The following is a 22,124-nucleotide window of genomic DNA, read 5'->3' as shown; positions in this document are numbered from 1 at the left end:
CTTCTATAAAACTTAACATACTAGAATCGTTCAGTACTCTTAAAGAAATATAAAAGGCGGACCGAATGCTCATTAGTAAATCAACTAATTAAAATGTATACATACCACCGATGACGGCAAGCCACACATTGTCTTTTTTAACGATAGGACTATCGGATATACCTGATCCTAAATAAGTCCAGCCAACATGAGAGAAAGCGCTCCAACTCTCTGAAAAACGATACTTATAAGCGACTGACAGGCCTGCTGAAAGACTTTCTTTGGCTTTATATGAGGCAATACTCGATGTGGCTTCGCTATCTTTCACACCATAATAGTAATCGACCAACGCTTCAGATTGTAAACTTAACTCCACACTTGGAATAACAAGACCACCAAATGATGGAATTTGTTTCGAGAGTCCGAGCATAACTTCATAACCATCATGGGTATTTGATACATCTCCAGCCACGGCAAAAGAAACGTCGCCCTCATCAAATGATTTTATCCAATTTACGGTTAACTCTGTTGCGGTATCTCTTTTATCAAAATGTTTTAATACCTTATTGTCTTTACGCTCAAAAACCGATGATCTCTGACTAAGGCCCGCACTCACTGCACTTTTACCATCTATTTCAAAGGTTAATGCTAATCCATCCTCATCTAAAGTAAGCATGCCGTATTCTAAAGAGACATAAGGTAAGAGCTCTACTTCACTGTCCTCACCTATAATATAATTCTCTTGCCCCATTACAATACCGCCAACGGTTGCCGAAAAATCAGCGGCTAAAGATGAGGTCGACATCAATGCACCCAGAATCACCGCGGTAGAAGCACCAATCGAAACACGGTTATTGTTTGACCATTCCATAAACACACCCCTTTATATAAAGTTTAATCATTTACTCGTTAACCAGAATGGCATTTTGCATTAAAAGAGCTCGGCATGAAGCAACAACTGATGAAGTGCAATATAAAAAGATAATGAGCATTTAAATGTGACAATGAGTCAGTTCTATTAATCGTTATAGACAGTTAGCTTTAAAAACAGTTAGCTTTAAAAACAGTTAACTTTAAAAACAGTTAAAACTTGATGCAGAATATTTAAAATAAAATTGAAGAGGACTGTAAGTAAAGAGAACATTACGAGGTGAAACAAAAACGCCAAGTGTAGAATACAATTGGCGTTTTTATTACTGTTGTTCGTCGGGTTTTGCGTATGGTCCATTTAACAAGCCAGAGCGGGAATCATAAATAGCCTGATTATTCGCCATTCGGGCCACTTCAGGGGTTTGGTCAGAAATAGAGTTAACAATCTGAGATGCAACGGCGGTGACTAATGCTCCAACTAGACCACTGTTACCAGAATCAGAACTTCTCACCGCAGAAGCCCTTGCACTCCACAACTTAACACCTGTACGAGCATCAACTAACCTCATAGAAACGTGCACAACAGTATTTGAAGACAAAATAGTGTATTTTTGCCCCCAGTCAATAATTTCTGTATATAACACCGCATCGGCACCAATATGCTGATAAATTTTATCTAAAGAAACAAGGTTCATCTCTTCCGGTGTTGGTAACCCATTTTCTTTCATGAAAATATCGATCACAGCGACCGGATAAACATAATACCCCTTTTCACCCAGTGGACGAGAAATGGTCGACAGATAAACATAAGGCGCATTCACTTCAATGGCATTGTTTTTAGGTGGAATAACCACAATTGAACGTGGTTTTGCGGCTATCAATGCATCATAATCGTAGGGTGTTGGTGATGTGGCGCACCCTGTGATAACGAGCATCACAGGCAGTATTATGACTAAAAATACAAATCGCGTTAATAGGCTCATTTTTTCGCTCCCGCCAGTCGACTCATCATGCCATCTATGAGTACCGATGATTCTGGAAATAATGCTTTTTCAGTCATAAACTCTGCTTTTGATTGAGCCATATTTCCTTCTAAGGCATACATGTACCCTAAATGAGCATGTATGCCTGGTGCAATTCTTAGCCCCTTTGACTCCGCTTTTTGGATATCGGTAACCAGCATTGAGATCTGCGTTGTGGAATCGGCATTTCCAGGCTCAATATACATGGCGTAAATCAAATCTTCGTAACTCCCCCAATAAAAGGTACTTTGCTTATTTGAACAACCTGCGATAAATAAAGTCAATCCAAAAATAATGAGCCTACCTCTAACGCTAGACTTTAAAAACAAAATCATACTTATCTTACTCTACTTGCCATGATCCATTCTCTAAATCACGCACCATATTATTAACAGCTTCGGTAATCGCATAGTTTAATACTTTACCATTCAATGTCGCGTCATAACTTGCCGTAGAACCAAAACCAACGATTTCACGATTACTTAATTCGTATTCACCCGCCGCTTGAGTTGAATACGCAATTTCGCCATTCACAACATCCACAACATTAAGGCTGACTTTAGCGTAAGCCACCTGAGTTTTTCCTGACCCTAAAATACCAAATAGTTGCTTATCACCCGTTACTTTTCGCCCAAACTCAGTAACGTCACCCGTGATAGTATAACGAGCACCGGTCAGTTTTTGCTTAACGCCATTCAGTTCAGCTTCTTTTCGAAGTACTTCAAGATTCTCTCTATCTACCACTTTGAATCGGTTGGTTTGCTGTAAATGTGTTTTTAGTATGGTTTTGGACTGATTGCCTAACTTGTCCGTGTCAGATGAAAATAAACCCTGCATATAAGACGACCTATTCTGAAAATTACCGACAACCAATGTCGTCTTAAGGCCTTTATAATTAGTATTATAACTACTCACAGTTTCCGACTCTATCGATCGGTGAGATTGTGTTGCCGAACAACCAGCCGTTATAACAGTCGCTGCCGTAATTAAGCATAAAATAGATGTTTTGAAGAAATACTGTGAACGTATTGGCATGAGTTAACTCCGTGTAGTTAGGTAAAGCTTTATTCTATTTCATTAGGAAATAAATAAGTATTTCATTTTGTATCAAGAATGACGCTATCAATAAAGACGTTCAACAGACACATCATTTTTTTATAAAAACAATGAGCTGTCTCCATCGACTGACTAGCATCGCTAAGAAAATCAAACTACATCCTAAAACTTGATTCATTTTCATCACTTCACTAAACCAAAAAGTCGCCAAGATAGCCGTCCAAACGGGTTCTAAATTTAATAAGATGGCCGCATGGCTTACCGGCGTTAGGCTCAGTCCATAAGTCTGTAAAAAAAACCGTAAACTGGTGGCGATTAAGATACTGAGCAAGAGCCATTTTATCACTTCCAAAGAAACGGTTTCAGGCATTGTCTCAAAAGAAAAAGAAATACAGAGCAATACCGCTCCCGTTACCATTAACTGGAATGATGAAAGTACAAGAACATGAATGTTCAAAGTAAAGCGCGACATCAGATTCATTTGAAAGGCTGAGCTTAATGCACTTGCCAAAAAGAATAAATGGGACAGTTCAAAATCCAAGCCATTACTTAAAGATAAACACCCAAGTCCAAGCATAGCAATACAAGAGGCGACCCATATGCTTCTCGTAGGTTTAGCTCCAAATATAAACTTTGCCATAATCGGCGTTAATATTGCGCCAAGGCTCATAATAAAAGCACCAACACCTAAATGATCACTGTGATCCAGACCTGAAATCCAGAACCCCATGCTTGCACTTCCTACGGCCCCAACTAAAACAGCTTTTTTAACACTCTCTTTATCAAGTCCTCGAAAAAAACGTTTTCCGAGTAACACAAGAATAATACCGGCAATAAAAAAACGGATTCCCATAAAAAGTAAAGGTGGAAAACTCGCAATGGCTTCTTTCGAAAATACCCAACCAAATGCGGCAAGAACGGTTACTAAAACCAGCACAAACTCACCTCGTGATTGCGAATGATTAGTCAAAAATAACCCCTTGATCAACAGTATTGATAGATAAAAAAAGAATGGTGTTATGAAAGGTTGAAATTAGCTCGTAAGACAGTGCACAACTAAACCTTGTTTACTGTCCAATTTCGCCGTTGAGAAGTAGGACGTTGTGGTTTTTACTTTATCAATTTGCTTTCCCCTATTAGTGTCTGAAATAAGTGTAGTGTCTGAAATAAGTGTAGTGTCTGAAATAAGTGTAGTGTCTGAAATAAGTGTAGTATCTGAAATAAGTGACCTCACCCTTTTTGCTATCGCCTTTCCAGAATCAATCAATTGAGTAGATTCACCTAATGACAATTGAATTTCTTCTTTTAATATGGGGAAATGTGTACAGCCAAGGACGAGGCAATCAATATCCCGATCAACATTAAGTCTCTTCAACTCCACCCTAACCGCTTCTGGGGAAACATAGCCTCGCCAAAATTTTTCTTCTGCCAGATGGACTAATGTCGTTGAACCATATAAATGTACAGGTTTGCCTGAAGCATGTTGATCAATAAGGTTCTGAGTATAATGACTATTAACCGTTGCTGGCGTCGCTAATAAACCGATACTTTTTTTGCTAAGCAGACAAGCTGGCTTTATCGCGGGGACAACACCAATAATAGGGATATGAGTATGCTTGCGTAACATGTCTAATCCCTGGGTACTGGCTGTATTGCAAGCGACAACAATTAAGTCGATCGGATGCAGATGTCTAACGGCGGTATTTAATAAAAAAACAAGTCGCTCATGCAGTAATGCCAGAGGCAGACGACCATAAGGCATATATAAATTATCCATAATATATGAAAAATGAGCGTGCTGTAGATCTCGCTGCAAATGCTCTAACACACTCGTGCCACCAATGCCTGAGTCAAATACGACAATATGCACAGTAAATTATCACCCTTACACCACTTCGCATAAGAAAAAATAAAACAAAAGCGTATCGACTCTAGAGAGATAAAATACGCTTTATACAAATAGTATTCTTAATCGCCAATATGCCAACCATTCGTCATAGGGTAACGGCGGTCTCGACCAAAGCCACGAGCGGTTATTCTAACCCCAGTCGGCGCTTGGCGGCGTTTATATTCGTTAATGTCTACAAGCCTTAATACCCTGTACACTGTCTCACGATCAAACTGTTTACACTCAATAATGGCGTCAGCACTCATATCTTGCTCAATATACATCTGCAGTATTTGATCAAGGATGTCATAACTAGGTAAAGAGTCTTCATCTTTTTGGTCAGGAGCCAGCTCAGCCGAAGGAGGCCTTGTAATCACTCGTTCTGGAATAACATAACCCAGAGTATTTCGATATCGGCACAGTTTAAAAACAAGTGTTTTAAAAACATCTTTTAAAACAGAGTAACCACCAACCATATCACCATACAGCGTTGCATAACCCACAGCCATTTCGCTCTTATTACCGGTTGTAACAACCATATAACCCTTTTTATTAGAGATGGCCATTAAGGTCACACCACGGGTTCTCGCTTGTAAGTTTTCTTCCGTCGTATCCTTTGGATAACCTTCAAATTCAGAGGAGAGTATCTTCGTGAAGGCATTTACCATTGATTCAATTGGCAAAACGCTGTATTCGACATTCAGCAAATTCGCTTCCTCTTCTGCATCTTCAAGACTCATTGAGGAAGTGTAAGTATAAGGCATCATTACGGCTTGAACACGCTCAGCACCAATAGCATCCACGGCAACAGCCAGAGTAAGAGCAGAATCAATTCCCCCACTTAACCCAAGAACAATACCTTTAAAGCGATTTTTCTCAATATAATCACGTAACCCTAAAACCATCGCCTGATACACACTGGCTTCCATCGAAAGTGCTGGAGAAATACTCCCTTCACACGCTTGCAAGCGACTGGTTAAGGTATCTAAGGCCGTTTCATCATGAACAATAAAATCCACCGTAAACAGGCCATGTTCATACCAAGGAGCTTGCATTACTTTTTGACCTCGGCCATTTACAACAAAAGAGCCGCCTTCATAAACTAACTCGTCCTGTGCCCCCATGTAATTCACATACACAATTGGTAATTGAGTTTCAACAGCCCTTTTATGCAGCAATAATTCACGTTCCCCCATTTTCTCGATATGGAAAGGCGATGCATTCAAATTTAGGATAAGCTCCGCACCCGCTTGTTTAGATAAGGCGATAGGCTCAGGGTGCCAAATATCTTCACAAATACTAAGCCCTACTTTTACACCATCCATGTCAACAACAAGAGGATCTCGTCCTTCTGTGAAGTAGCGCTTATCATCAAACACTTGATAATTAGGCAATTTTTGTTTGGCATATTCCCCAATTAAACAGCCATTATAAATAACGCCTGCAGAGTTAAATAATTCTCCATTAATTCGGCGTGGGTAACCAACGACAACATAAATGTCATGAACTTTTGCTAGAATGCGTTCCAACGCCTGCTCGATGCGCTGTTCCAAGCTTGCTCTTAACAACAGGTCTTCTGGCGGATAACCGGTTAGTGTTAGTTCAGGGAATACAATAACCCTTGCTTGATGTTCTTGTTTTGCCCGTTCTGCGGCATCGATTACTTTTTGAGTATTACCCTTAATATCGCCAACCAGCATATCAAGCTGGGCCATTGCTACTCTGAATGTCATACGGTTACTATCTCGTTAACTCTGCTAAAATATAATGCTATTGTCGTGGAATTACCCAACTAAGGTAAAGTATATGATCGTTCGTTTTATCGTTTTTATAATTATTTTTCTGCTTCTTTGGTGGCTCTACCGAAATATCAAAAGCCTGATAGATCAAAAAATCAACACCAAACAAGATACACCCTCTAAAGAAAGTAAAGAGGAAGACATGGTCCAATGTGCGTACTGTAAAATATATACGCCAAAAACACATGCTGTGAAAGGGTCAAAAAGAGACTTCTTTTGCAGTTTAGAACACAAGAAAAAAATAGACTAGCTAAAAGTACGATTCGTTGTTCTATTTTTACACTAGGATATCATCTCACACCAACCAAGCTCTCTGTCGCCCCTAGTGCTTATTGATTAAAAATTCATCTTTTAGCACTCGGCGCTTGAGTTTATTCTTCAAGTCTCATGTGACTCATTAGCCGTAGTGACCCTGCTTCATCTCTCAACCACCAGCAATGAGTATCCTCGTTGTCAGCCATATTAGTTTCAGGTTGGAACATTTTCGCGCACATTCGATACGATAAAGTACGGCCTTCAGATTGATTAATAAAGGTAAAATACTCCGCTTTCCAATAAATACTGACATCTTGATTTACATGAAACACATTTGTTAATGAGCTAAGCGGACAAAAGCCATTGCATGGGCTGACTTCCGCAATACCCTGATCAAGATGAACAAGTACCTTAGTTATAAACTCAGACCATAGAATCTGCTTATTTACCATGGGAGCTTGCAATGCAACCCACTGCCTTGATTCAGACAGTTTTTCATAATAAAGCATTGTCAGGCTCGCAATCGATATCGATAAGAAAATAATAGGCAAACTAATAAAACCCAACTGTTGAAGACGCTGGGATCTGTATCTGAACCTAAACCCATTTAAACGTTCATCTGGCATTATGTATCCCAACGTTTATAAAAGATTCATGGGGACAATAAAGTCCGTTAAAAACGTACATCGGCTGTCATACACCCAAGAGTCTCCTCGGAAGGTTTTATATGTCTGTACAGGGTTATTTTTATCAGGTTTACAGTTTTCATAAGTGACTAAAGACTCAACCCAAAAAGCGCGAATACTGTCTACCGAGAATGATCCGTACTCAGTAGATAATTCATCCAAGATTCCATCCATATTTGTATCTAACATTGGATAAACAGCGAGATATTTAATACCACTCCACAATTCCAGAGAATTACCACTGTCTAAAGGTGTTCTCCATAATGATGTTTGTGAACTCTTTCCTTTGGCCAGATACCAAACAAAAGGTTTATTACTTAAAATCATCCCACTAAGTGGGTACTCAATATCTAATGCGTTACTTGGGGAGTTGAGATGAACGCCTACTTTTTTCCCTTTAATCGACTCCACCCAACCATAATGAGGAACATGACAGTGAGAGAAGGCAATTTTTTGGTTGACCTTCCAGTTGCACTCAGAAGAAAACTCGAACTCAAGCTCATTCAAAGTGTGTAAACTCAAACATTCACCCAATAATCTACCTTGAATCCAGTCACTGTGAGCCTGTAATGATTTATTTTTAATTCGTTGAGGGAGATTAACGGAATCGTAAGGAGATATCGTGATGGTATGTCCCGGCCAATTCCCACACCCCTTCCAAAACATTTTTCCCCATTGAGCAACCAAATTATCCTTGAAACCTTCGATCCATGCCTGAGCTTGGAATCTCTGTTGCACGATGGAGTGATGTTGCTTTGCTTGACTTAATATAGGCACGATTAAAGAAAGGAGAAGCATCATAATGATGGTCGCTACCATCACTTCAAATAACATCCATCCTTGTTGTTGAGATTTCATTTTTTGATTTTTGTTCATGCTATTCCTTTAGCTTGAAACTTACGTTACCTATTTTCAATAGAATCAATAATACTAGGGATAGCGGCTTTCAAACCACTTTTCTAACAAGACATCTCGACAATGATTGCAACTAGGTCGCTCAATCACATTGTGTGTCTCTTCCGTACCACTCTCTTTAACTAATGGCCATTCAGGATCAGCTTCTAACAACCACACATTGTCTTTTAGCATCGATCTCATCATCTTTAACTCTGCGGCTTTCTGTTTATCACTCTGGACATGAAGTTCATGCTGTAACGACAGCCACTGCGCTTGCATTTGATTATTTAAAACCATTAAGACGACGCCTAATAAAAGACAAGACCCCATAACCTCCAATAATACCCATCCCTTAGTATTGATAGGATACTTTAGCATAAGTGGCCGCCCCCTCCATCATTGGTGTCTTGCAAAATAGATGACGTATAAAACCGTCCGCTTTGATTCAATCGGATATAACAATAAAAACCTGAATGACAAAGATAGAAAGTTCCATTTTGGTAGCTTGATAATCCATCAGAAAGAAAAATAATGGATTTTTTTTGAACTGGAAAACCTTTCCAACTAACATGTATACCTAAATCAAATGAAAGTGTTGAAATAGTGACATTATCAGAGCGTATTGCTAACCCTTTAGTCCAATTTCCATCGCATTGATCACCACCACATAAGATCACTTCTTTATTTATATTTACGGCTAATTGTCTTGCCCTTATAAGCCATAAAGCAAGGTCTTGCTGCGTTTTATAAAGCGCATTTTGTTTTTTTTGAAACGCAAAAAGATTAATAGACGATGGGAAAGTACGGCTGATTATTGCAATAATCATCAGGACAATGAGAACTTCAACTAGTGAAAAACCGTGTTCATGTGTCATAAAGAAACGTCCTTGTTTCTTGATTAAAATAAAAGATACATATCAAACAATGTTGTAGCAAGTTTTCTTACAACAAACTACGCCAGTAGTCTTAGGCTTTGGAAGTACTGCCCTCAGAATTTTCTACCACACCCTGAACGGCATTCCCTGTAGAGGAAGCGTCTTTATTAATGTCACTATTTTTAGACAATGCGTTTGAAAATAGAGCATTTGTAAAACCAAATATTTCAGCAATATATTGTTTTTTCTCTTCTAATTCAGAGCGCATCTCAAAAATTCTATTCAGTGTTTGAGTAGCGATCTCTTGCATATTTTCAAACTGAGCAGAGAATTTCTCAGAAATTTCAGTCAATTCCTTATTGAATTCAGCCAGTGGCTTTATAACAGACTGGCCTAGCCCGTCAGCTGCACTTCCTTGGTTACGACCATAAGCTGCCGCGGCAGAAGACTGACGAATCGATTCTGAATAATTTAGCTCCATAGCGAAGCCAGACAGTTCATCTGAATTGTATCCTAGCTTCAGTCCTTGCTCAAAGGCAGACTTCATATCACCACTAAAAAACGTATCTGCGACATCAGCAAGATCATTTACTAATGAGTTAATGGCCTCAAGTTCGGCGTCATCAAGCTCACCATCTAGGGAAAATTCGAAGGCAAATTCACTTTGACTGCTTGTATAACGAGAAAAGGCCGTCGCACTACCATTCTCATTTTCGACTTTGGCAGCAGATACTTGACTTTGATAGGCTTCTAAAGCAGACAGAGACAGGCTCACCTTATCCCCATCACGTGTTTCTATTTGAATTTCTGTCGAGCTTGTTTGTCTGTATTGGGTCTCAGATGATACGGCAACACCTCGAGAAGCCTCACTGGTTTCAAGTTGCGCTTGCGGTTCAAAAAAACGCTCAGATAAAGATTCAAAACCTTTTTCAATTTGTGTTTGAGTTGATGCTATGTTGTTTTGCACATCGTTCGTAAGCCAATTAAGACTAGACAGCTTTTCAGTAGCGTCTTCGATACCTTGTGTCACAGCGGACTGGGCGGACTCAAAAACCGTTTTTAAACGCTCTTCACTGGCGCCACCATCGCGTAGCTTATCCATATAGTTACCAACAAAACCAATGATTCTTTGGCTTACGGCCTCGGGAGAAAAATCATTTTTTGACGCCTGGTTTTTACTGGCTTCACTGGCTTTCTCATTAGAAGAAACACTTTCAGATGAAGTAGAACGAGCAACATAAGAGAATAAACGCTCTTGAACCACTCCCATGACACGAGCGCTCTGGTTTGCGGGATCGTATTTATCCGATGAACGAAAAGTTTGATTAACAGGAGACTGGACTTCTCTTTCAGTCCTTTGAAAGTCATTCTGAAAATACGTTTTAGTTAAATCGCTAGCCGTTTTAAAAAAGTCAGACATACCATGCCGCCTTTGTGAAAGATCGATAAAATTAATACTACATGGTCAGTTATCGACCAAAATAGAACAAACTTTAATCAATTTTATAATTTATTTGTACCTTTATCTTCTAAAAAAACAAATACGCTATAAAAACAACGACCTAAGCAGATAATTCTTTATATCAATTACCATTAACAAACCACTCATTAAGGATTTGTCCAACCTGCCTTGGCTTCTGAAACGGCAAAGAATGATCAGCACCAGCAATAATAACATGTCGCCAACCGTTTAGTTGCTGCTCTAATAAGTCATAATGAAGAATTAATGACTTATGACTTATGCCTCCTGAAAAAAGTAACACTTCTTGCGTTGATTCTAACATCACTTGCCTTAAATGCGGCTTAGAAACAAAATCATCGACTAAATCTGTGACACTATCTAAAGCAAAGGCAAAACCAAATGGCCTATGAGCAAGCCGAGTTTTGGTGGTTTTCTCTGCCACAGGATGTTTTCTTCTATTGGGAGAAACGCCATCCATAAAGTGGGCAATGCCAAGCTCAACATCACCGGTTTCTCGAATGGTTCTAGAAGCCGCTCGATACTTATTGCGTAACCCTTGTAACTCAAGTAAGTTTTCTCGGTCCAATGTTGCGGGTTCTAACAAGGCCATTTTCTTAATCAATGGCAAGCCTTTTTCAATGTTTAGTTGGTTTAATAATAACGTCACCAAACCGCCTAAGGAGTAACCAACAACATCAAATTGTTGCCACTCAAGATAGTCCAATAAATGAGACATATCTTCTGCAAGAGACTTTGCAGTAAAGGGCTCCTCTTCACCCGAGAGCGCATGACTTTTACCCATCCCCTTTAAATCAGGAACTAAAATTGTTTCCCAACGAGTTAAATATGGAATCATGCTCTCCCAAGTAAGCTCCCCGCCCACGCCGGCTCCATGCAATAAAAGTAAACACGAGCCTTTTGGGGCTCGATCGTTACGATAATGACGATAAGCCAAATGGGTAGAGGACGATTTAATAAAAAAAACTTCTGTCACTTGTAATATACCTATAAGAACACCAATTATGCGGATACAATACCGAGCTTTATATTCCCTAGGTTTATTATGACAGACATTAGACTGATAAATCTTCCTTACCAAGAAGAATTACTCACCCTTTTCGAATCCTTCAGGGACCTTCCTCTAGCCATATTACTTGACAGTAATCACAAGAGTTTCTCTGACACTCGGTTTGATATTTTGGTTGCTGACCCGTTGGCCATACTTGAAGCTCAAGAATCAGATCATTCTTTGGTTTGGCGAAATGCGCCTTTATACAACATTGAACCAATTGGCACCCCATTTGATACCCTAGAAACCTTAATCCATACAATTTGCAAGGAACCTTGGGCTCAAAAAGCCTCTAAAGACCTTCCTTTTACAGGCGGAGTTTTAGGCTATTTTTCCTATGATAGCGGGCGTTATTTAGAAACCCTTCCTCATAATACTATCCAAGATGTATCCATTCCAAAGATACTAGCTGGTTTATATGGATGGGCAATTATCAGCCTTCACGAGAGCCAAGAAACGCTACTGGTATTAACGCCTTGGTGTGACGAGTCTCTTGAACAATCTGTATTAGATCGAATTTCAAGTGAGCCCCCGCGTACTATTGATTCATTTGAATTACATACTGCCTTCTCGTCGAATATGACAGCAGACATGTATCAAGAAAAGTTCAATAGAGTAAAGCACTACATCCGTGCAGGCGATTGTTATCAAGTAAACCTCGCGCAACGCTTTAGTGCGAAATGTCAGGGAGACAGCTTTGAAGCCTACCGTACGTTACGAGAAGCCTGCCCCACCCCTTTTTCCGCCTATGTTAATTTAGATAACAATCAAGCCATATTAAGCCATTCCCCGGAACGGTTTGTTTTATGCAATGACAGTCAAATTGAATCCAAGCCGATTAAAGGGACACGCCCAAGAGGCCATACTTTAGAAGAAGATGAAAAGCTGGCACAAGAACTGCTTGAGTCAGAAAAAGACCGCGCAGAAAATTTAATGATAGTTGATTTACTTAGAAACGATATGGGACGGAGCTGTATTACAGGAAGCATCAAAGTACCCAAACTATTTTTCCTTGAAAGCTACGCAAATGTGCACCATTTAGTTTCAACTATTACGGGTGAAATCGCCAATACTTGGGAACACTTTACGGTCTTCAAAAATGGTTTCCCAGGTGGCTCAATAACGGGGGCACCTAAAATACGCTCAATGGAAATTATAGATGAACTGGAACCTCATACTCGTTCTGCGTATTGTGGCTCAATCGCGTATTTCAGTTGTAATGGCCAAATGGATTCAAGTATCACTATCCGTACCTTGATTGTTGACAAGGATAATATTCACTGTTGGGCTGGAGGAGGTCTTGTATTAGACTCAATATGTGACGAAGAATATCAAGAAACCTTCACAAAAGTCGGAAAATTAACCCATACTTTAGAAGTTAACTTTCATAGAAGTAAATGAAAATATGAGTGATTTTAAGCAGTTTTTAAACTCTCCACCGTTATCACCAGATATTGGACAGATTCGATCCGCTTTAGATCAATACGAGTCCGGACAAATTATGCGCAATCCGGATGCGGTTCTAACTGAGCAAAAAAGAATCCAAAATTTTAAAACAGCCGCTGTACTCATCCCTATCTGGAAAGATAATTTCGATAGACTTCATATATTGCTAACTCAACGCGCAAAACACTTGCGCAACCATCCAGGTCAAATTTCTTTTCCAGGCGGTCAATATGACGATGACGACTCTGATCTTATTCAAACGGCCTTAAGAGAAACCCATGAAGAAGTCGGGTTACCTCCGGATTGCTTTCAATTAATCGGTGAGCTTGGTGATTATCTCACCATCTCAGGCTTCTGTGTCAAACCCATCATCGCTGAAGTTATCTCCTTACAAGACATGACCTTATCTCTCGATGAAGTAGAATCAACACATTGGGTTCCATTGGATTATGTCTTAACACCCACAAATTATACCTTTACTCGACGAAACTTATCCGATCTCCATACCGGCTACTTTGAAATTAAGTATCAAGATATTACCATATGGGGACTGACAGCTGGCATTCTTTACGAACTCTATAAAGCATTAGATTCGCATTCTGCTCTCTAAATAAAGGAATAACCTAGTCTCCAATTATAATTTTTTTGACTTCAATTATAAGGTTAGTGCGCTTTCTTATTTCCTCTCTTTTAAACAACTTGATAGAGTCGCACTATAAACGATTAATTTGGAATTCTTTATGACTCAATTTGATGTAGATAACTTTATCCAGTCGCATGACCCGACCGCCGCAAAAAAAATCATAAAAGGAGCCATATCGACTTTTGACAATATTGCAATTTCTTTTAGTGGTGCTGAAGACGTTGTCTTGATAGATATGGCGGTAAAAGCAAAAAAAAACATCCACGTTTTTTCTTTAGATACGGGACGCTTACATCCTGAAACCTACCAATTTATTGAAACTGTTCGTAAGCACTACAATATCCCCATTGCCATTTTATCGCCTGACAACGCCTCTTTAGAAGCATTCACACAAAAAAAAGGCTTATTTAGTTTTTATGAAGATGGCCACAAAGAGTGCTGCGCCATTCGTAAAGTCGCGCCATTAAGGAAAAAGTTACATACCTTAGATGCTTGGATAACAGGCCAAAGAAAAGATCAAAGTCATGGTACACGTAATCAATTAGAAATCGCAGAATTGGATACCAGCTTCAGCTTAGACGACAGTCCATTATACAAGTTTAACCCTTTAGCAAATTGGAGTTCTGAAGATGTTTGGAATTACATCAAGATGTTTGATGTGCCTTACAACCCTCTTCACTTAAAAGGGTTTACCAGTATTGGCTGCGAGCCCTGCACGCGGGCTATTTTACCTAATCAACATGAACGTGAAGGCAGGTGGTGGTGGGAAGAAACTGAAAACAAGGAATGCGGATTGCACATAGGTAACCTTATTCCTACGCAGGCGCAATAATATATCTTTAGTCATTAAAGGGTGGGCTCTAGGCAGAGCCCACTTTTTTTGCAGAATCACTACTCTTATCCCAAGCGCACCTAAAGTTCTGATATTCATCAAATACTTTATTAATGTAGCAATACAGTCGCTCTCCTGCTGACGTCATTAGGACACCTTTTCCCTGCCTAATTACAAGTTGTTGATTCAGCTCTTTTTCTAGCTTTTGTATATGCTGAGTGACCGCAGGCTGGGTAAGATTTAATACTTTTGCGGCCGACGTAAAGCTTTTAAATTCAACTAACGTTTTAAACGTCATTAAATGTTGGTTATTTAGCATAAGTTTTCCTTATATGATAAGAATATTATGCCTAATCCTTCCAGACCAAACATTGACCTACATCCATTTTTAATGAAAGATGCTATTAATAAAGCTATTTATTAAACATCGATCGGAGCATTACGATGACCAGCGCACTTCACCTACCATGGCAAGAACGTCAATCTGGCGTAGCTCAATCAAGAATAAACGATCATCGAACCCCCTATCAAAGAGATCGCGCAAGAATTATTCACAGTGCGGCCTTTCGTCGTTTACAATCAAAAACTCAAATCCTTGCAATTAGACAAAATGATTACAGCCGAACTCGATTAACCCATTCATTAGAAGTATCTCAAATTGGCAGCGGTATAGTTCATCAGCTTAAATACGCTTTTGCAGAGCATTCCGAACTACAAGAATGGCTAGCAGATGAAGCGTTGATGGAAACCATTTGCTTAAGTCATGACATTGGTCATCCTCCATTTGGCCATGGTGGTGAAGTCGCTCTTAATTTCATGATGGCTGAACACGGTGGATTTGAAGGAAACGGGCAGTCCCTTAGAATTTTAGGAAAACGAGGGTCGTACTCCCCAACCTATGGTATGGACATTACTCGACGGTCCTTATTAGGCGTACTAAAATACCCCGTATTGCATAATTCAGTGGTCGGTAAATACCCAAATAAACCAGCAAACTTCAGACAAATTAAGGCCTCGAATTGGACACCACCAAAATGCGTTTACGAAGAAGAAAGCCAATTACTCGAATGGATATTGTCACCTTTTACAAAAGACGACAGAAATGAATTGCAAAAAATCACTCAGAAGACCAATAAACAACATTTGTATTCCTCTCATTCGAGCCTTGATACCAGCATAATGGACTTAGCAGATGATATTGCCTACGGCGTTCATGATTTAGAAGACGCCATCGTGTTGGGCATGGTGACTAAAAGCTTATGGGAGGAACACCTAAATCCCGTTTTAAGCCAATTAGATTCGGATTTTTTAGAGACACAATTAATAACATTAAAAGACAACTTATTCAGTAAGCAAAGTCATTTACGCAAAGACGCCATTGGTCAGCTGGTTAGCTGGTTTATCACCTCTTGCCAAATAGAGGAAAACCATAACTTCAAACACCCATTATTACGCTTTCAAGTTACACTTCCACAGGCGCAAAAAACCGCCCTTAATGCCCTTAAAGAATTTGAAATGCAGCATATTATCTTAAAACCAGAAGTTCAAATGCTTGTCTATAAAGGGCAACAAATGATCATGGAAATATTTGATGCATTGAGCTCAGACCCCATAAGACTTTTACCGAGAGAAATTGCGAAGGAGTGGCAAGCAAGCGAGTCACAAGGGCTCAATAGCCATAGAATTATTTGTGACTATATGGCTTCCATGACGGATGATTATGCAAGCAGACTGTATAACAAACTTTTCGTTCCAAGTTTAGGCTCTGTTTTTGAACCCATGTAATTCAGTCTCAAGCCTTATATAGCCAGACTGATTAAGAGCACTATAAGGCGTTTTGGTTTTTTACACCCTGAAAATTAAATTCGTTTACCCAAAATAAGCAAGTCATATTTCCGTGAGTCAATTAAAGCAATTTGAGGCAAACACCCCCATTGAACGTAACCGTGTTTGTTAAACAAATTAAGGCTTTCAGAGTTGTGCCCGTAGATACAAGCCACTAAATGCGTTACATCAACACACCCTAAAAAAACCTCAATAAAGTGCAAAACTTTCGTGGCCATCCCTTTACGCTGAAATAGTGGTGAAATATACACACTGACTTCGGCAGCACAGCTGAAAGCGGGTAAGCCATAAAAGTCTTCCACCGCAAACCAGCCAATGATGCTTTTGTGATTCTCTATAATCCAAATGGGCCTTTTTTCATGAGATGACTCTAACCAGTCAATGACGGTTACAAGGGAAATTTCAGCTGTATGGCCGCAAGATCGTCTTGTTAAAATTGCGTCATTATAAATAGCTTGAATGTCTGGAGCATCTTCCAATTCAGCCACACGATAAAAAGGCGCAGGATACGCGCCTTTTTCTGAGTCACTTAAAAAGTCAGTATTACTTGGCCGCATTTTTAGCCTTGTTCTAACAAGCGTCTTAAATCACTCATGGCCGAATGGGCTCTTGAAATATAAGACGCCATTACTAATGAGTGATTGGCTAACACACCAAAACCACTGCCATTTAATATAATTGGCGACCAGACAGTACTTTGCGTTGATTCAAGTTCACGAATTATTTGACGCAAACTGACCAACGCATTTTTATCCTGCAAAGTGAAAACGAAATCCACCTCTATCGCTTTTAAAATATGAATTAAAGCCCAACTTGCGCCTCGAGCCTCATAGAATACATCGTCTATTTTAGACCAAGATGTTTTTACTCGTTGCTGATCACCATTCACCGTTGATTGCTGGGCATTTGCTTCTCCAGCTAAGTCGGTATTTTCTCGAACATTAATAACACTTGCCGACAACCTCTGAGACAAACTGCCTAATCGAGTCTCAACATCGGCTAGCCAATTTCGTAAATTGTCGGCGCGAGCATAAAACTGAACATTTTGGTCTTCTTTTTTGGCAAGTCTATCAAGGTACTCAAGCAGTTCTTTATTACCACGTCGGTACTCACCCTCACTTGAAGGCAAAGCCCAGCTATTGGCATCAAAATTAAATTGAGGTTCAGCGACTTTTAAATTCTCATCTTCTGTTGATTGTGACTGAGAACGACTAAAGTCTTTACGCAAGGCTCTTGCTAAATCTCGAGCTTGCACCAATACACCAAACTCCCAATTAGGCATATTGTCCATAAAAACACCGGGCGGCATAATATCATTACTAATAAACCCACCTGGTTTGTCTAATAAGGTCTCAACCATGGTATGTAATGTACTGGTTGTGGTGTAACCAACAACCAGTTTTTTACTATTATTTAGGTAACCTCTTACCTCAGCCCGTTCTTTAGCAACGGCAACAACATCAAACGCATCTGGCTCTGAACTCCAATAAATGCCTAAAACGGACAACAAACAGATTAGGACGACGAGAAATGCAGCCACCCCTTTACCTATACCGGAGAGATTATCTCGATCACTCCAAAACGCTAACTTACTCAACATACTCGACATAGTGTCTATCCTATTGTTGCTTAACTTCAATCATATAACTTGGACGATGAAAAATCATTCCTCTCACCCGAAAATCAGGCACTCGACTGTTAATTATTTGATACAACAATCTTGCTTCTTTATCGTTAACCCAATTAATTTCTATCGATGATTTTTGAGTAGTCACTTTATCAATAATTGGCTGCATCTGCTGAAGAATTTCATCTTCTGGTAACGAAAAAAGTGTTTTTGGCAAAAAGAATGCGTTTGGATTGGTATTTTTCGCTTTATTGAGCTTACTGTTCACCCTATCCACTTTTACATGAGTGGCTAAATGGTGCCTAAACTCAAAAATTTTCTTTTGCGTCTCCTTGATTAAAGGATCGTTTGGATTCACTAAATTAGCCAGTTCGATGTATTTATTGGCTGAGTTAAATTGCTTTTTCTGAGCACTATCCCATGCGAAACGAGTATAATAGGTTACGATTTGGGCAAGCCCATAAATCGCGTCTGGATTTTTTGGATCTCTGCCTAATGCCGCTTGAAAGTACATATTCGCATTATCTTCTTCCGGCGTTAACAACCTCATTTGAGAAAGCGCTTTCTGGCCTCGATTTAACAAATCCATTAAAATAAGATCGGTTTTACTCTTTCCTGACACCTCAGCCGCATCATTAGCCGATATAATGCCTTTCTGAATATTCGTTGTGACGTTTTCTAACGGTTTTGAGCGGCTTTGTGAAGTCGCTATATTTTTTTCAGTTACACTACAACCGCTTAACAGCACAATTGATACGAATATCGTAAAATAAAAATTCTTCAAGACCACCCCTTTATATTTGCAACTTTAATGATTTTATCTGGTCTATCATATGCGTGACCACCAATAATAGGTCGCTAGAAGATAAATACTAAAGTTAAGTTAAACATATTTATATTAAGTTGGAATTCATGCGCTTTACCATTGCTGTCATTTTATTATGTATTACAACCTTTGTGCAGGCATTAGATTTTAAATTACCTTTTGGCTCTACTCAAAATACCTTTCTAACTGTTAGTCAAGCATTTCAATTAAGTGTCGCAGCGCCTAAGAATGGCACAATTAAAGCCACATGGATTGTCGCAGATGGTTACTATTTATACCAACATCAATTTACTTTAAAAGGCAAAGATGCCAACACACTCTCTTTTAGCCCTTTTACTAAAGGTGAAGACAAACATGATGAGTATTTCGGCGATGTAACTGTCTATAGAGACCGTTTTACCGCTGAAATCAAGTACGATAAAACCCTTCCTGAAGGCAGAGTTGTCCAAGCCGCTATAGGCTATCAAGGTTGTGCTGATAAAGGCTTGTGCTATCCGCCTCAACTGGAACCTTTTGAGTTCACCATCCCATCAAACGCAAACATCATCAATAACGACGCATCAATGGAGAAAGCACCGCTTCAAAAAAATCAATTATTACCACAAGATGAAACCACTAGTGCGAATTTTACGCCTTCTGCAACATCAAATATTATTAGTCTATTAAAAAATGATTCATGGTTAACGGCCGCGCTTACTCTTTTTGGTTTAGGCTTGTTATTATCAATGACACCCTGCGTTTTGCCTATGATTCCAATCGTATCGGCTATTGTGGTCGGCCATAAAAAAACACCACTCATTGCGTTCTATTACAGTGCGCTCTACGTTTTTTCAATGGCTCTGACCTACGCCCTTATTGGCGGGCTAGTCGGCTTTTTCGGTCTTAAATTGAATATCCAAGCGTATTTACAAGACCCCGTTATATTGGGACTCAGTGCAATTCTATTTATTGCACTGGCACTCTCTATGTTTGGTGTTTATGAACTGAAGCTGCCCAATTTTATACAGTCAAAACTTCAAGTTAAAACGCGGGACAAGCCGTCTAATAAAAGTGTGGGGGTTGTTTTAAGTGCTGTCTTCGCTACCTTGGTCGTTTCCCCCTGTGTATCAGCGCCATTAGCAGGCGTATTACTTTTTATAAGTACTCAAGGTGAGACAGTGTACGGCGCTTTTATGCTCTTTGTGATGGCGTTAGGTATGGGCGTACCACTGTTACTAGTAGGAATATTTGGCCCTTCTATTTTACCTAAATCAGGCGATTGGTTGCATGATATTAAAACGATGATGGGCTTTGGTCTAATCGCTGTAGCCATCTGGCTAATCACTAGGTGGATTACATCTGACTTTCATCTCTACCTTTGGGGGATCTGGTTGATGGCCATTGCCGCTTACTTCCTAAACTCAATCCTCTTAGGTAAACACCACCCGCTTCGATTATTAACCGTTATGATCTCTCTGTTAATGGCTATTTTATATATTGTTGGCGGTGCTACGGGGTCAAGTAATCTACTTAATCCTCTTCAAGAACATCCATCAACCAAAAGCACGAGCGATCATGACACGCTTAAATTTGCACAAGTAACGTCACTTGATGAATTGGATCTTTTTATTCGATCTAACGGAAACAACAATATTATTATGCTCGATTTTTATGCAGACTGGTGCATTAGCTGCAAGGTCATCGAGCAAGAAATATTTTACGATAAAGACGTTTTTCCAATGCTAAAAGAACTCACATTAGTTAGGGTAGATGTCACCAAAAATGATTTAGGAAACCAAACTATAATGGATAAATTTAAGGTGTTTGGTCCACCTGCCTTAATTTTTTTAACAGCAAGTGGCGAGGAATTACCTGAGTTTTCATTAATTGGAGAACCCTCGTTAAAAGAAGTTATTGAACGACTAAGCGTTCTTAGAAATGGATTCAGTCAATAAAGGGAAGTGAAGTTGGTTTACTAATGTTTGTTTTTAGACATCAAAAAACATTACAGTGTCTTTTTTCCAACAAAACTAGACAAGTTCGCGCTTTTTATCGATAATTTCACGCTAAATAATTAAATCTTGGAAATAGAATGGCTACGTTTTTAGTTATTAATGGACCTAATTTAAACCTTCTAGGCACTCGTGAACCAGAAATTTATGGTCACACGACGCTTAACGATATAGAAAAGGAATTAAACGTTACCGCTTCCCAAAAAGGACATGTTCTTGAATTTATTCAATCAAATGCTGAACATACCCTAATTGATGCGATTCATGCAGCGAGAAGCAGAGTGGATTTTATTATCATTAATCCGGCGGCATTTACCCACACAAGTGTTGCCATACGAGATGCTATCTTGGGCGTGAATATCCCATTTGTAGAGGTTCACCTCTCCAATGTTCATACACGTGAACCTTTCAGACACCATTCTTATTTTTCAGATGTTGCACGAGCCGTAATTTGTGGCATGGGTGTGCTTGGCTATCAATATGCACTCGATTTTGCGATGCAAGAGTACGAAAAATCAATGACCTATTAATTAGAATAAAACCCTGTATCGTTAGATAACAGGATAAATTGACAATGACAAAAGAGAGTTATTATGGACATTCGTAAGATAAAAAAACTAATTGAATTAATCGAAGAATCCGATATTTACGAGATTGAGATTAAAGAAGGCGAAGAATGCGTTCGTATCAATCGCGGTGGTGCACCCGTACAATATGCAGCGGCTCCTGTCGCCGCCGCTCCAGCCACGGCACCTGCAGCGGCACCTGTTGTTGCTGAAGCAAGCGCGCCTGCTGAAGTGGTCGGTCACGTCGTTCCTTCACCAATGGTAGGAACGTACTATCGTTCTTCTGCGCCAGGCGCAAAACCATTTATTGAAGTCGGTCAGAAAGTAAAAGTTGGTGATACAATATGTATTGTTGAAGCAATGAAAATGATGAACCAAATCGAAGCGGATAAAGCGGGTACAATTGGTGCCATCTTAGTCGAAGACGGCCAGCCAGTTGAGTTTGATCAACCTCTTATTACTATTGTTTAATCCAACGAATAGGTTCTAT

General features: G+C 39.5%; 25 protein-coding genes. 8 read left to right on the top strand and 17 right to left on the bottom strand.

What is annotated here, in order from left to right:
* Window positions 1-88 precede the first annotated feature (88 nt).
* The 7 genes from IEZ33_RS06805 to IEZ33_RS06775 all read right to left on the bottom strand — a co-directional run bounded on the left by IEZ33_RS06805 (window position 89) and on the right by IEZ33_RS06775 (window position 6,548).
* The gene (locus IEZ33_RS06805; protein WP_191602938.1) at window positions 89-850 is read right to left on the bottom strand and encodes a MipA/OmpV family protein; all 762 of its coding nucleotides are present in this window, start codon (window positions 848-850) and stop codon (window positions 89-91) included.
* A 322-nt stretch (window positions 851-1,172) separates the two neighbouring features.
* Window positions 1,173-1,832: a DUF799 domain-containing protein gene (locus tag IEZ33_RS06800; protein ID WP_191602937.1), complete on the bottom strand. Its 660-nt coding sequence runs from the start codon at window positions 1,830-1,832 to the stop codon at window positions 1,173-1,175.
* Window positions 1,829-2,206 carry a DUF4810 domain-containing protein gene (locus tag IEZ33_RS06795; protein ID WP_191602936.1) on the bottom strand — a complete coding sequence of 126 codons (378 nt, stop codon included), beginning with the start codon at window positions 2,204-2,206 and terminating at the stop codon, window positions 1,829-1,831. Before IEZ33_RS06795 ends, IEZ33_RS06800 begins: the two co-directional genes overlap by 4 nt.
* 7 nt (window positions 2,207-2,213) lie before the next feature.
* Window positions 2,214-2,906, bottom strand: coding sequence for a CsgG/HfaB family protein (locus IEZ33_RS06790; protein ID WP_191602935.1), 693 nt, complete (start codon window positions 2,904-2,906; stop codon window positions 2,214-2,216).
* Between the two features lie 112 nt (window positions 2,907-3,018).
* Window positions 3,019-3,897, bottom strand: a complete 879-nt coding sequence (locus IEZ33_RS06785; RefSeq protein WP_191602934.1) for a DMT family transporter — start codon at window positions 3,895-3,897, stop codon at window positions 3,019-3,021.
* A gap of 63 nt (window positions 3,898-3,960) precedes the next feature.
* Window positions 3,961-4,797, bottom strand: coding sequence for a glutamate racemase (gene murI, locus IEZ33_RS06780; protein WP_191602933.1), 837 nt, complete (start codon window positions 4,795-4,797; stop codon window positions 3,961-3,963).
* 98 nt (window positions 4,798-4,895) lie between these two features.
* Window positions 4,896-6,548, bottom strand: a complete 1,653-nt coding sequence (locus tag IEZ33_RS06775; RefSeq protein ID WP_191602932.1) for an NAD+ synthase — start codon at window positions 6,546-6,548, stop codon at window positions 4,896-4,898.
* A gap of 34 nt (window positions 6,549-6,582) precedes the next feature.
* On the opposite strand from IEZ33_RS06775, the gene IEZ33_RS20990 reads away from it, so the two are divergent.
* Window positions 6,583-6,864 (top strand): PP0621 family protein, encoded by a 282-nt coding sequence (locus tag IEZ33_RS20990; protein WP_420844872.1) that lies wholly within the window; start codon window positions 6,583-6,585, stop codon window positions 6,862-6,864.
* Window positions 6,865-6,985: 121 nt separating this feature from the next.
* Here IEZ33_RS20990 and IEZ33_RS06770 read toward each other — a convergent pair whose 3' ends face one another.
* From IEZ33_RS06770 to IEZ33_RS06745, 6 genes are all read right to left on the bottom strand, one after another.
* Entirely contained in the window at window positions 6,986-7,495 is a 510-nt protein-coding gene (locus IEZ33_RS06770) for a hypothetical protein (protein ID WP_191602931.1), read from the bottom strand.
* Between the two features lie 15 nt (window positions 7,496-7,510).
* Window positions 7,511-8,431, bottom strand: a complete 921-nt coding sequence (locus tag IEZ33_RS06765) for a type II secretion system protein (RefSeq protein ID WP_191602930.1) — start codon at window positions 8,429-8,431, stop codon at window positions 7,511-7,513.
* Between the two features lie 54 nt (window positions 8,432-8,485).
* Window positions 8,486-8,830 (bottom strand): hypothetical protein, encoded by a 345-nt coding sequence (locus IEZ33_RS06760; protein ID WP_191602929.1) that lies wholly within the window; start codon window positions 8,828-8,830, stop codon window positions 8,486-8,488.
* Window positions 8,824-9,327 (bottom strand): GspH/FimT family pseudopilin, encoded by a 504-nt coding sequence (locus IEZ33_RS06755; RefSeq protein WP_191602928.1) that lies wholly within the window; start codon window positions 9,325-9,327, stop codon window positions 8,824-8,826. Before IEZ33_RS06755 ends, IEZ33_RS06760 begins: the two co-directional genes overlap by 7 nt.
* A 91-nt stretch (window positions 9,328-9,418) precedes the next feature.
* Window positions 9,419-10,747 carry a DUF5610 domain-containing protein gene (locus IEZ33_RS06750; protein ID WP_191602927.1) on the bottom strand — a complete coding sequence of 443 codons (1,329 nt, stop codon included), beginning with the start codon at window positions 10,745-10,747 and terminating at the stop codon, window positions 9,419-9,421.
* A gap of 163 nt (window positions 10,748-10,910) precedes the next feature.
* Window positions 10,911-11,783: an alpha/beta fold hydrolase gene (locus tag IEZ33_RS06745; protein WP_191602926.1), complete on the bottom strand. Its 873-nt coding sequence runs from the start codon at window positions 11,781-11,783 to the stop codon at window positions 10,911-10,913.
* Between the two features lie 69 nt (window positions 11,784-11,852).
* Between IEZ33_RS06745 and pabB the strand changes: the two genes are divergently transcribed.
* The 3 genes from pabB to IEZ33_RS06730 all read left to right on the top strand — a co-directional run bounded on the left by pabB (window position 11,853) and on the right by IEZ33_RS06730 (window position 14,779).
* Window positions 11,853-13,259: an aminodeoxychorismate synthase component I gene (gene pabB / locus IEZ33_RS06740; RefSeq protein WP_191602925.1), complete on the top strand. Its 1,407-nt coding sequence runs from the start codon at window positions 11,853-11,855 to the stop codon at window positions 13,257-13,259.
* A gap of 4 nt (window positions 13,260-13,263) precedes the next feature.
* Window positions 13,264-13,914, top strand: coding sequence for an NUDIX hydrolase (locus tag IEZ33_RS06735; protein WP_191602924.1), 651 nt, complete (start codon window positions 13,264-13,266; stop codon window positions 13,912-13,914).
* A 130-nt stretch (window positions 13,915-14,044) separates the two neighbouring features.
* Window positions 14,045-14,779, top strand: coding sequence for a phosphoadenylyl-sulfate reductase (locus IEZ33_RS06730; RefSeq protein ID WP_191602923.1), 735 nt, complete (start codon window positions 14,045-14,047; stop codon window positions 14,777-14,779).
* 28 nt (window positions 14,780-14,807) lie between these two features.
* On the opposite strand, the gene IEZ33_RS06725 is transcribed toward IEZ33_RS06730, so the two are convergent.
* Window positions 14,808-15,098: a LysR family transcriptional regulator gene (locus IEZ33_RS06725; RefSeq protein WP_191602922.1), complete on the bottom strand. Its 291-nt coding sequence runs from the start codon at window positions 15,096-15,098 to the stop codon at window positions 14,808-14,810.
* Between the two features lie 125 nt (window positions 15,099-15,223).
* On the opposite strand from IEZ33_RS06725, the gene IEZ33_RS06720 reads away from it, so the two are divergent.
* A complete protein-coding gene (locus tag IEZ33_RS06720) occupies window positions 15,224-16,564 on the top strand; it encodes an anti-phage deoxyguanosine triphosphatase (RefSeq protein ID WP_191602921.1) in 1,341 nt (446 codons plus the stop codon).
* Window positions 16,565-16,638: 74 nt separating this feature from the next.
* On the opposite strand, the gene IEZ33_RS06715 is transcribed toward IEZ33_RS06720, so the two are convergent.
* From IEZ33_RS06715 to IEZ33_RS06705, 3 genes are read right to left on the bottom strand one after another with little or no spacing between them, the layout of a single operon-like run.
* Window positions 16,639-17,181, bottom strand: coding sequence for a GNAT family N-acetyltransferase (locus IEZ33_RS06715; RefSeq protein ID WP_191602920.1), 543 nt, complete (start codon window positions 17,179-17,181; stop codon window positions 16,639-16,641).
* A gap of 2 nt (window positions 17,182-17,183) precedes the next feature.
* Complete coding sequence (locus IEZ33_RS06710; protein WP_191602919.1) at window positions 17,184-18,233, bottom strand: DUF2333 family protein; 1,050 nt, start codon at window positions 18,231-18,233, stop codon at window positions 17,184-17,186.
* Window positions 18,234-18,243: 10 nt separating this feature from the next.
* Complete coding sequence (locus IEZ33_RS06705; RefSeq protein WP_191602918.1) at window positions 18,244-19,035, bottom strand: tetratricopeptide repeat protein; 792 nt, start codon at window positions 19,033-19,035, stop codon at window positions 18,244-18,246.
* Between the two features lie 128 nt (window positions 19,036-19,163).
* Here IEZ33_RS06705 and dsbD point away from each other — a divergent pair, with 128 nt between their 5' ends.
* The 3 genes from dsbD (at window position 19,164) to accB (ending at window position 22,105) form a co-directional block, all read left to right on the top strand.
* Window positions 19,164-21,011 carry a protein-disulfide reductase DsbD gene (gene dsbD / locus IEZ33_RS06700; protein ID WP_191602917.1) on the top strand — a complete coding sequence of 616 codons (1,848 nt, stop codon included), beginning with the start codon at window positions 19,164-19,166 and terminating at the stop codon, window positions 21,009-21,011.
* A gap of 137 nt (window positions 21,012-21,148) precedes the next feature.
* On the top strand, window positions 21,149-21,598 hold the full coding sequence (gene aroQ / locus IEZ33_RS06695) for a type II 3-dehydroquinate dehydratase (RefSeq protein ID WP_191602916.1): 450 nt from the start codon (window positions 21,149-21,151) through the stop codon (window positions 21,596-21,598).
* 63 nt (window positions 21,599-21,661) lie between these two features.
* On the top strand, window positions 21,662-22,105 hold the full coding sequence (gene accB, locus IEZ33_RS06690) for an acetyl-CoA carboxylase biotin carboxyl carrier protein (RefSeq protein WP_191602915.1): 444 nt from the start codon (window positions 21,662-21,664) through the stop codon (window positions 22,103-22,105).
* Window positions 22,106-22,124 lie beyond the last annotated feature (19 nt).

It is taken from the genome of Marinomonas algicola, assembly GCF_014805825.1.
Classification (GTDB): Bacteria; Pseudomonadota; Gammaproteobacteria; order Pseudomonadales; family Marinomonadaceae; genus Marinomonas; species Marinomonas algicola.
This window is presented reverse-complemented; position numbering and strand designations above follow the sequence as displayed.

Coding starts and splice junctions, on each gene's coding strand:
- IEZ33_RS06760 (WP_191602929.1), bottom strand. CDS start 8,830: ATGCTAAAGTATCCTATCAATACTAAGGGATGGGTATTATTGGAGGTT.
- IEZ33_RS06710 (WP_191602919.1), bottom strand. CDS start 18,233: ATGTCGAGTATGTTGAGTAAGTTAGCGTTTTGGAGTGATCGAGATAAT.
- IEZ33_RS06750 (WP_191602927.1), bottom strand. CDS start 10,747: ATGTCTGACTTTTTTAAAACGGCTAGCGATTTAACTAAAACGTATTTT.
- IEZ33_RS06720 (WP_191602921.1), top strand. CDS start 15,224: ATGACCAGCGCACTTCACCTACCATGGCAAGAACGTCAATCTGGCGTA.
- IEZ33_RS06715 (WP_191602920.1), bottom strand. CDS start 17,181: ATGCGGCCAAGTAATACTGACTTTTTAAGTGACTCAGAAAAAGGCGCG.
- dsbD (WP_191602917.1), top strand. CDS start 19,164: ATGCGCTTTACCATTGCTGTCATTTTATTATGTATTACAACCTTTGTG.
- IEZ33_RS06755 (WP_191602928.1), bottom strand. CDS start 9,327: ATGACACATGAACACGGTTTTTCACTAGTTGAAGTTCTCATTGTCCTG.
- IEZ33_RS06730 (WP_191602923.1), top strand. CDS start 14,045: ATGACTCAATTTGATGTAGATAACTTTATCCAGTCGCATGACCCGACC.
- IEZ33_RS06725 (WP_191602922.1), bottom strand. CDS start 15,098: ATGCTAAATAACCAACATTTAATGACGTTTAAAACGTTAGTTGAATTT.
- pabB (WP_191602925.1), top strand. CDS start 11,853: ATGACAGACATTAGACTGATAAATCTTCCTTACCAAGAAGAATTACTC.
- IEZ33_RS06735 (WP_191602924.1), top strand. CDS start 13,264: ATGAGTGATTTTAAGCAGTTTTTAAACTCTCCACCGTTATCACCAGAT.
- IEZ33_RS20990 (WP_420844872.1), top strand. CDS start 6,583: ATGCTATTGTCGTGGAATTACCCAACTAAGGTAAAGTATATGATCGTT.
- IEZ33_RS06800 (WP_191602937.1), bottom strand. CDS start 1,832: ATGAGCCTATTAACGCGATTTGTATTTTTAGTCATAATACTGCCTGTG.
- IEZ33_RS06770 (WP_191602931.1), bottom strand. CDS start 7,495: ATGCCAGATGAACGTTTAAATGGGTTTAGGTTCAGATACAGATCCCAG.
- IEZ33_RS06795 (WP_191602936.1), bottom strand. CDS start 2,206: ATGATTTTGTTTTTAAAGTCTAGCGTTAGAGGTAGGCTCATTATTTTT.
- aroQ (WP_191602916.1), top strand. CDS start 21,149: ATGGCTACGTTTTTAGTTATTAATGGACCTAATTTAAACCTTCTAGGC.
- accB (WP_191602915.1), top strand. CDS start 21,662: ATGGACATTCGTAAGATAAAAAAACTAATTGAATTAATCGAAGAATCC.
- IEZ33_RS06790 (WP_191602935.1), bottom strand. CDS start 2,906: ATGCCAATACGTTCACAGTATTTCTTCAAAACATCTATTTTATGCTTA.
- IEZ33_RS06765 (WP_191602930.1), bottom strand. CDS start 8,431: ATGAACAAAAATCAAAAAATGAAATCTCAACAACAAGGATGGATGTTA.
- IEZ33_RS06805 (WP_191602938.1), bottom strand. CDS start 850: ATGGAATGGTCAAACAATAACCGTGTTTCGATTGGTGCTTCTACCGCG.
- IEZ33_RS06775 (WP_191602932.1), bottom strand. CDS start 6,548: ATGACATTCAGAGTAGCAATGGCCCAGCTTGATATGCTGGTTGGCGAT.